This is a genomic window from Oleiphilus sp. HI0132 (genome assembly GCF_001635845.1).
The window spans coordinates 1-1,142 of record NZ_LWGJ01000571.1 but is presented as its reverse complement, the minus strand read 5'-3'; the positions used below and the strand labels follow the sequence as shown (position 1 = coordinate 1,142).

The following is a 1,142-nucleotide window of genomic DNA, read 5'->3' as shown; positions in this document are numbered from 1 at the left end:
ACATAAGTTCCCAAGTTATATGCCGTCATTTCGAAAGAGTTTAATATCTTTCGATTATAGAAAGCGTGATAAAGCTTATCTTTAAGGGCTGACTTAGCACCAACAGGCGCAATGTTCGCTCCCCACAAATAAAGTGATTTAACACCAAGCCCGGCACCAAGGTTTCCATACCCTCTCCACATGACTCCTTGCCGGCGCTCATTACTTTCTTGATCCAATTCAAACCTGAACGGCACACCGGATGAACCTCCGGTAGCTTTCTTAATGTTCTTCCCTTTATGTGTAGCTGCTACAAAGCCTTCGTAGTTATCACGAATAACATCTTTATCAAGTACAGGTAATACCTCAAGGTCTTTGACACTCTCTACAGCGGCGGGGTCAAATCCAATCTGATCCCACTGCGACTGATAAAAAGCACAATTCTCATAAGTATGAACCAGCAAGGCTCGAAGCTTATCTAGTTGAATAGACTCCAGAGTAGATAGAGAACGATTTTGGTTTTCTTGGTACTCATGAACATAAGCAAGCGTCTTACGCTTAGCCATATGTGTTTCATAAAGCGGATATAATAATGTTCTAAACAACCAGCTATACATATCTCGTCCCTGTTATATCTTTAAGCGTACATTCACAAGCAGACAAATTATTGCCGACACTTTTGGCCCTAAACGCTCGCTCATCGTTTTTAGCATTTGGTAATCGCTGGCACTCAGTGCATTCAGCACGATCAGCAACAGCAGATACACTAACCCGAAGCAAATATAGCCAACGATAATTTCCACAACCCCCTCAAAAAAGCCGGATACATAGATCGAGAACTGTAAGGAAACAAATGCAGAAACAAGCACCCACAATAGTTTTCTGATATCCGGAACAATCCCCAGGAAGCGATAAGCGATCCCGAGAAGCACGACAACAAGAACAATTGCCACGATAATGTATGCAGTGATAGCACCCTGTAACCCCCACTGAGAAATGAGAGTCAAATTCACACTCAAAGACAGAATAAGCGCAAAAATACTCAGCTTAAGCATCAGCGACTGCTTATCAACACTGAGCAAATAAGCATTCACCGGCTCCTTAAAAGCATTCAGTGTTCCCACAACAATAAAGAACCCTAATATAATACCCGCCTGAGAAAA

Annotated in this window: 1 protein-coding gene and 1 pseudogene; both read right to left on the bottom strand. The window is 42.3% G+C overall.

From position 1 onward, the window contains the following. A pseudogene (locus A3766_RS07060) lies at positions 1-545 on the bottom strand (hypothetical protein); the annotation flags it as partial. 63 nt (positions 546-608) lie between these two features. Beyond that, the coding region (locus A3766_RS07055) for a polysaccharide biosynthesis C-terminal domain-containing protein (RefSeq protein WP_156508747.1) at positions 609-1,142 on the bottom strand (534 nt) is incomplete at its 5' end.